Origin of the sequence: Corynebacterium marquesiae, from assembly GCF_030229635.1 — a bacterium.
Lineage (GTDB): Bacteria > Actinomycetota > Actinomycetes > Mycobacteriales > Mycobacteriaceae > Corynebacterium > Corynebacterium marquesiae.
In genome coordinates this window covers 1-7,871 of record NZ_JASPII010000024.1, presented here as the reverse complement: position 1 = coordinate 7,871, position 7,871 = coordinate 1, and the positions used below count along the sequence as shown (strand labels likewise).

The following is a 7,871-nucleotide window of genomic DNA, read 5'->3' as shown; positions in this document are numbered from 1 at the left end:
TGTCGCGGCTGACCTGTCAAGCATCACGACGATTCCCTCAGCCACAGACTGTCAAATATGTCATGAACTCAGACACCACATCCTCCGCCAGAGGAAATCCCGGCTCCTGCTACACAGCACGGAGTCGGGATTTTTGTTGTATACGGGCGCGCGGCCGCGCTTGCCGACGCCGCTCCCCTCATCCCTAATCGATGACCGGCGGCTCGTAGCCATCCGCCTTCAGCCATGCGACGTGCGGCGGCGTATTCATCCCCCACTCGGTGCGCGCCCAGAGGAAAGCCTGGGAGACTTCGGCCTCGGAATAGCCCCCATCGCGCAGGTATTGCCGGAAGCCATTCGGGCCTGGGTCCTTGATCCAGAGCCAGACGTAGTCGTCGAGGGAGTCGTCGGCAAGCAGGCCCTCCAGTCCGGCCGGAACGAATTCGCGCTCGGCGCGCACGCGGTCAGCTAGGTCCTGTTCGAGGAAGTCGTAGAGGTAATCCAGCGCGTCCTCAAGCTGCGCATAATCGAAGGGATCCATGCCGCCCAGCCTAGTGGCGCTTGGTGCCCAAGACCATGCGGTCAATTTCCTCGAGCACCTCGTCCACGATGGCCGGGTTATAGGCGCGGTAACCGCGCATGCGCAGCAGCTCCTCCTGTGCGGCCGTCAGGGCGGTCCGGCGGGCCTCCAGAGCCACGTGGCGGGCCTGCCAGGCGCGTTGCTTGCGGGAGTCTTCGGACACATCCTCGCCATCACCAATTCGGTCTTCCAGCCACTGGATAACATTGGCGGAAATTTCCGGATCAACCTTTTCGGCGTCGGGCGCTATATGCCCATCAGGCCGGAAGTGTGACAAGGCCTCGATGCTGGCCGCACGCGCGCGGCCCACCACGGCGGCGCGCATCTTATCGCTGGCAATCTGGGAGGCCTCCGTAAGATCGAGGCGCTCCATCAGCCACGGCAGCAGCAGGCCGGGCACCACCATCGTGACCAGCAAGACGGTCAGTGCAATGACCGCCAGCTCGTGGTGGAAGCTGAACACGCCGGCCGGGATGGACAAAACCAGCGCCAGGGTGACGAGGCCGCGCATACCGGACCAGGTCATCAGCAGCACCTCCTGCAGGCGCAGCGGCGCCACGCGCGGGCGGCCGCGGGAGACGTTGATGCGGTAATAGATGTACATCCACACCAAGCGGACGACGAAGGCCACAAGGGACAAGATGACGCCCACCACCACGGAGTGCCACAGGTCCGAGCCGACTTCCGCGATGGCCGTATTCACCGTCAGTCCAATGAGTCCGAAGGCCACGCCGGTAAAGAGCAGCTCGATGGTCTCCCAGAAGGACTGGCCGGACAGGCGGTCCTCGGCCTGGATATCGGCCCGGGAATTAAGTTCTACGGCCGCGATAACCACGGCGATAACGCCGGAGGCACCGAGTTCCTCCGAGATGAGGTAGACGGCGAACGGCGTCACCCAGGTCAGCGCGTTGCGCGCGGTGACGTCGTGGACGTGGGTAATAAACAGCGCCACCAGCCGGCCGACGCCCCAGCCGAGGCCGCCCGCGACGAATGCGGAGTAGAAGAAGTTGAACACGCCGCCGCCAAAGGAGAGATCATCGCCTTGGGTTACGGCCGTCAGTGCGAGATTGAAGGCGACGATGGAGGCGGCGTCGTTAAACAGACCCTCGGTCTGCAAAGTAGTTATGATGCGCCGCGGGATGCCGGCGGGCTCGGCCACGGCGTCGACGGCGACGGGGTCCGGCGGGGCGATGGCCGCGCCGATGAGGATGGCCGCGGCGAGGCTGATGCCGGGCAGGAAGGCGTAAGCCGTAGCGCCGACGGCCAGCGTGGTGGCGACCACCAAAAGCACGGACAGGCTCAAGATAGTCACCCATTGCTCGCGGATAACACCCCACGAGGTGCGCCGAGCCAGCGCCCACAGCAGCGGCGGCAGGAAAATAGGCAGGATGAGCTCGGTGGGCGGCTCGAACTGGGGCAGGCCGGGCACGAAGACCGCGCAGGCGGTAATGATCGTCAGCAGAGCCGGCCACGGCAGCCCAATCTTGTCACCGATGGCGACGACGAACACGGTCAGCAGCATGAGCCCAATGAGCACCAGAAGAACGTCCATGGGCCCAGATTTTACCCCCGCCAGATATAAGGCTCAGGGCTTAAACGGTCGGGCGCGAATTGCGCGAGCAGCTCCGCGGCACTGTGAGCTTCGTACCCCAGCGAGGCCGCCAACTGCTTGACGACGTCCCCCTCCTCCCCCATCTCCCGCATGGTCACCGCCCCATCGCGCTTGGCTAGGCGCTCGCCGGATGCATTGAGCACGAGCGGGACGTGGATGTACTCTGGCGGTTCGATGCCGAGCAGCGAGGCGAGATAAGCCTGGCGCGGCGCGGAGGAGAGCAGATCATCGCCGCGGACCACCTGGTCGATGCCTTGATAGGCATCGTCGACGACAACGGCCAAGTTATAGGCCCAGCCGGTGTCTTGGCCGCCGCGGCGCAGGATGAAGTCATCGACGTCGCCCGTATAGGTGCCGTGGAGGGCGTCGTGGATGGTGAATGTGGGGACGTCGGCAAGCAGGCGAAGGGCAGGCTGGCGATTCTGGGCCGCTAGCTCGGCGCGCTTGGCCGCGCGCTGGTCTTCGGTGAGGTTGCGGCAGGTGCCCGGATACTGGCCGGGAATGGCGTGCGGGGCGCGGGAGGCCTCACGGATATCCTTGCGGGAGCAATAGCACTCGTAGGTGGGCAGCTGGGCCAGGGCCTGCTCATAGGCGGCGTCGCGGTCGTGCTGGTAGATGACCTCGCCATCCCAGTCCAGCCCGAGCGCGCGCAGATCCGCGAGCTGACGCTCGGCCGCTTCCTGGGAGGAGCGCTGCTTATCGATGTCCTCCACGCGCACCACAAAGCGCCTGCCCGTCGACCGGGCGAAAAGCCACGCCAGAAGCGCCGTGCGGAGGTTGCCAAAGTGCAGATCGCCCGAGGGGCTTGGCGCGTAACGGCCGGCGCCGGTGGTCGCGGAATTCATGCCCATAGTCTACGGGCTGGCACAATGGCAGGCATGGAAAAGTCAACCGGCGCTGAGGTGCGCTTCATTCCCGTCCGCTCCACCCTCTACCCCTGGCTGGTCACCGTGTTTGTGGTGACCTTCCTGATTTCTAATATCAACGCCACTAAGGGCGTCCAGCTCGGCCCGCTGGTTACCGACGGTGCCTTCTTCCTCTTCCCGCTGGCCTATATCGTCGGCGACGTGCTCTCCGAGTGCTATGGCTTCAAATCCACGCGGCGTGCAGTCTATATTGGTTTCGCGATGGCCATCCTGGCGGCCGTGTGCTTCTATATCGCCATCTGGCTGCCGGCGGCCGATTTCTACGAGGGCCAGGAGGCTTTCGCCGCCACGCTTGGTCTGATGCCGCAGATTCTGGCCGCCTCGCTGGCCGGCTACCTGGTGGGTCAGCTGCTCAACGCCTGGACGCTGACCGCGATGAAGAAGCGCTCGGGCGAAAAGGGCCTCTTTGCGCGCCTTATCGCTTCCACCGTGGTGGGCGAGTTCGGCGATACGCTGCTGTTTTGCGCCATCGCCGCGCCGGTCATCGGCGTGGATACCGTGGGCGGGTTTATCAATTACGTCATCGTGGGCTTCGTGTGGAAGACCCTGATGGAGGCCGTCATGCTGCCGGTGACGGCCGCGGTCATTAAGTGGGTGAAGAAGCGCGAGGACTACTTGCCAGCGTAATAGCGGCCGAGGAATTCATCGCGGTAGGCCTCGTAATATCCGCCGTCGATGGCGACACGGATATTATCCACCAAGCGAATCATGAACTCCACATTGTGGATGGTGCACAGCGTGCCGGCGAGGAATTCCTTCGCCTTGAGCAGGTGGTGCAGGTAGGCGCGGGAGTAATTCTCGGATACGTAGCCGCCGAATTCCTCGTCGACGCCGGCAAAGTCCCGCTTGAAGCGCGCATTGGTGAGGTTCATACGGCCGTCAAGGGTGTAGACGCCGCCGCGGCGCGCCAGGCGGGTGGGCGCCACGCAGTCGAAGGTATCGGCGCCCGCCTCGACGGCGGTGAAGATATCGTCCGGCTCGGAGATGCCGAGCAGGTGGCGCGGCTTGTCCTCGGGTAGCTCATCGCAGACCCAGCCGACGATGGTGCCCAAGTTTTCCTTTTCCAGCGCGCCGCCGATGCCGAAGCCGCCGAAGCCGCGCTTGCCGTCCTCGCGGGCGGCGCGGTGGAGGTCGAGCAGGCCGCGGGTGGCTTGGCGGCGCAGGTCCTCATACTGCGCGCCTTGGACAACACCCCACAACGACTGCTTCGGGCGGTGGGCACGCTCGCGGGTGAGCCGGTCGTGCTCGTCCAGGCAGCGCTTGGCCCAGCGGTGCGTGCGCGCGACGGATTCCTCCTGGTAGGTGCGCGTATCAACCAGCGTGGTCAGCTCGTCGAAGGCAAACATGATGTCTGCGCCCAGCCCGTGCTGGATCTGCATGGACTTCTCGGGGGTAAAGCGGTGCTTGGAGCCGTCGATGACGGATTTAAAATCCACGCCGTCCTCGTCCACCTGCGCCATGCGTTCCTTCTTGGCGGCGCGGATGTCCTTATCGCTGAGATCCGCAATATCCATCGCCAGGACCTTTTTGAAGCCCACGCCCAGGGACATGACCTGAAATCCGCCGGAATCGGTGTAGGTCGGGCCATGCCAGTTTTCAAATTTGGCCACACCGCCGGCCTCGTCCACGATGTCGTGGCCCGGCTGCAGGTAGAGGTGGTACGCATTCGACAGGATGGCCTGCGCGCCGGTAGAGCGAATTTGTTCCGGGGTCAGCGTCTTGACCGTGGCTTTGGTGGCCACCGGGATGAAGGCGGGGGTCTGGATATCACCGTGCGGGGTGTGGATGACACCGCTGCGGCCGTGCTTGCCGGGGCCTTCGGGCAGGCGCTTGCCGACGTCGAAACTCAAGTCCATCTTTACTCTTCTTCCTTGTGTGCAGGGCTAGGGGTTGGGCTAGGGGTAGCGTGTTTAGCTTCCCATTCTTCTTCCAGGGCGGTGCCTTCGATATCCAGGGTGGGCAGAATCTTCTCCAACCACTTTGGCATCCACCACGTCGCGCGGCCCATGAGGAACATGGTGGCGGGGACGAGGGTCATGCGGATAAAGAAGGCGTCGAAAAGCACGCCGGCGGCCAAGGCAAAGCCGAAGATCTGGATGAAGGGCAGCGGCTGATTAATAAAGGCCACGAAGACCGAAATCATAATGATGGCCGCGGCCGTGACCACGCGGGCGCCTTGGGTAAAGCCGGTGATGGTGGCCTCGTCGACGGCGCTATATCGCCCGCCGGTGCCCTCCGGGTGGCGAGAAATGTGCTCGCGCATGCGGGTGACGAGGAAGACCTGGTAATCCATCGCAAGGCCGAAGGTCACGCCGATGAGGAAGATGGGCATGAAGGAAATCAGCGGGCCCGGCGCGGGAACCAGGTTCCACAGGCCTTCCTGCCAGACCAGGACGGTCAGGCCGAAGGCGCCGCCGACGGACAGCAGGAAGCCCAGGCCGGCAACCAGCGGCACCAGGATGGAGCGGAAGACCAAAAGCAGCAGCACGATGGCCAGGCCTACGACGATGGCCAGGTACGGCGCCATGGCTTCCTCGAGGCGCTCGGTGATATCGAGCTGCACGGCGGTCAGGCCGGTCAGGCCGATGTCGGTGCCGGTGGCGTCTTGGATCTCGCTGGTGGCCGAGCGCAGCGCGTGCGCAACGTTGACCGTCGCAGCGTCCGTCGGCGCGGTTTCTGGGGTGACCATGATCTGCGCGGCGCGCTGGTCCTCGCTCAGGCCGACGATCTGTGCGTGCTTCACGCCGCCCAGCCCCTTGAGCTGGTCCGCGGTGTACAGGAAGGACGCGAGCGCGGCCTTATCCTCCGGCGAGGCATTATCCGCATCGCCTTCCGCGGTATCTACAACCTCAGCGACCGGGGCGATTTCCGGCTCGGCCTCGGGCTGGTCCGGCTGCGGCTGCTCAGGGGCTACGTCTTCCGGTGCCGCGTCCTCCGGTGCCACGTCTTCCGGTGCAGCGCCCTCTGGTGCAGCGTCCTCGGGCGCGGCCTCCGCGTCTGGGGCGGGGGCGGGCGCGGGGGCTGGTTCGGACTGGGATTGGGCGTCGACAAGCGGGGCGAGGGCGCCGGCATCCGCGTTGACCGTGTGGGCGTCAACCACGGCGAGGAAGGGACCGTTGACGCCGGGGCCGAAGCCCTCGGACATGATGTCGGCGGCCTTGCGCTGGGTGGTATCGGGATTGGAGGTGGTATCGGCCGGAAGGGCGAGCTCCATGTGGAGCACCGGCGCGGTCATCGCGCCCAGGGAGAGCACAACCAACGCCATGGCCAGGCCGGGGACCTTCTGGACTAGGCGCACCCAGCGGTTGCCCATGGTGGGACCACGGCGGCGCTTGCCCTTGCGGGTCGGGTTGCCGGCCACGCCGGGGATGCGGCCATTGAAGGCCTTATCGCCCAGCAAGCCGAGCATCGCGGGGATGAGCGTAAGCGAGACCAACACGGCGATGGCGACGGTGCCGGCGGCAGCCAAGCCCATGGCCGTAAGGAAGCCAATGCGCGCAATGAGAAGCGCAAAAAGCGCAGTAAAGACGGTCGCGCCGGCAAAGACCACAGAGGAGCCGGCGGTTCCCACCGCCATGCCTGCGGCATCGGGCCCGTCCATGCGACGGCGCTCGGCGCGGTAGCGCGACAAGATGAACAGTGCGTAGTCGATGCCCACGGCCAAACCAATCATGATGGCCAGGACCGGGGTCATATTATTGAGCTCAATCCAGTGGGTGGCAATGAACATGCCCAGCGCGCCGAGTCCCACGCCAACGACGGCGGACACCAAAGGCATCCCCGAAGCCACCAGCGAGCCGAAGGTAAAAATGAGCACGAGGAAGGCGACGCCCAGGCCGATGATCTCAGAGGTGGAATTGACCGCGATTTCATCGCCGAAGCCAGCACCATTGCCTTCTACCGTGAGGCCACGGTCGCGGGCAATGTTCATTGCCTCGGTAACGGTGTCTTTGTCGGCCTGCTCCACGCTATAGGGCGACTCGGCGTCGAAATTAAAGGTGGTATAGGCAATGGTCTCGTCATCATTGACCATGGCGAGGTTGTCCGCGTCCGCACGGGCGGATGCTTCCGGCAGCCCCATATCCGTGAACTGGTGGATCACCTGGTCTTGCAGGCGAGGCGAGACCTCAAGCGGGTTGCCAAAGCGCGTGGTATCGCCCATCTCTAGGTTGTCCTCGAGGTAGGAGATGGTGGCGTCGATGGCCTCGCGGTTGGCGGGATCAGAAAGCTTCTGGCCGTCTGGAGCCTTGAAGACCACGTTGACCGAGGGCGAGTTGGCAGGGTTGCCTCCCTCTGGGAAGAGGTCCATGGTCTTGTAGGTGGCATCGATGGACGGGGTTCCCTTGATGGAGAACTCGCTCGTCATCGGTTTCATCAGCAAGGCGGCGGCACCGCCGACGGCGGCGAGCAGCAGCAGCCATGCCACGATGACCTTCCACTTATGGAGGAAAGACCAGCGCCCAAGACGATAAAGCAGTTTAGCCACGGGTAGATGTACCTTCGCATTCGCGTGGGGGACGGGTTGAACTTTGCCCTAGTGTAGTGGCCATACCCCGCAATCCCCTATCACGAAGCCACCTGCGTCCCAGTTTTCACAGCTGGCGGCCAGCCAGCCGGATTCCGCGCACCTGCCGGAAAATTAGGCAAAACAAAATCCCGACCTGCGCAAACAGGCCGGGATCCCGGTGCGGTGGCGGCGGTGTCTGAGTTCATGACATATTTGACAGTCTGTGGCTGAGGGAATCGTCGTGATGCTTGACAGGTCAGCCGCGAC

The 7,871-nt window shown here is 64.3% G+C and carries 6 protein-coding genes; 1 reads left to right on the top strand and 5 read right to left on the bottom strand.

Annotation, left to right across the window (positions count from 1 at the left end; all coding sequences use genetic code 11):
- Positions 1 to 184 precede the first annotated feature (184 nt).
- Genes QP971_RS11070 through gluQRS form a run of 3 tightly spaced genes read right to left on the bottom strand, consistent with a single transcriptional unit; the run spans position 185 to position 3,016 of the window.
- Positions 185 to 520, bottom strand: a complete 336-nt coding sequence (locus QP971_RS11070) for a hypothetical protein (RefSeq protein ID WP_284791658.1) — start codon at positions 518 to 520, stop codon at positions 185 to 187.
- A gap of 10 nt (positions 521 to 530) precedes the next feature.
- A complete protein-coding gene (locus QP971_RS11065; protein WP_284791659.1) occupies positions 531 to 2,111 on the bottom strand; it encodes a cation:proton antiporter in 1,581 nt (526 codons plus the stop codon).
- 11 nt (positions 2,112 to 2,122) lie between these two features.
- Positions 2,123 to 3,016 (bottom strand): tRNA glutamyl-Q(34) synthetase GluQRS, encoded by an 894-nt coding sequence (gluQRS, locus tag QP971_RS11060; protein ID WP_284788516.1) that lies wholly within the window; start codon positions 3,014 to 3,016, stop codon positions 2,123 to 2,125.
- A gap of 33 nt (positions 3,017 to 3,049) precedes the next feature.
- Here gluQRS and QP971_RS11055 point away from each other — a divergent pair, with 33 nt between their 5' ends.
- On the top strand, positions 3,050 to 3,724 hold the full coding sequence (locus QP971_RS11055) for a queuosine precursor transporter (RefSeq protein WP_408921633.1): 675 nt from the start codon (positions 3,050 to 3,052) through the stop codon (positions 3,722 to 3,724).
- Here QP971_RS11055 and tgt read toward each other — a convergent pair.
- The gene (gene tgt / locus QP971_RS11050) at positions 3,709 to 4,953 is read right to left on the bottom strand and encodes a tRNA guanosine(34) transglycosylase Tgt (protein ID WP_284811899.1); all 1,245 of its coding nucleotides are present in this window, start codon (positions 4,951 to 4,953) and stop codon (positions 3,709 to 3,711) included. The genes QP971_RS11055 and tgt overlap by 16 nt on opposite strands.
- Before the next feature lie 2 nt (positions 4,954 to 4,955).
- Positions 4,956 to 7,583 (bottom strand): MMPL family transporter, encoded by a 2,628-nt coding sequence (locus tag QP971_RS11045; RefSeq protein ID WP_284811901.1) that lies wholly within the window; start codon positions 7,581 to 7,583, stop codon positions 4,956 to 4,958.
- Positions 7,584 to 7,871: the final 288 nt, after the last annotated feature.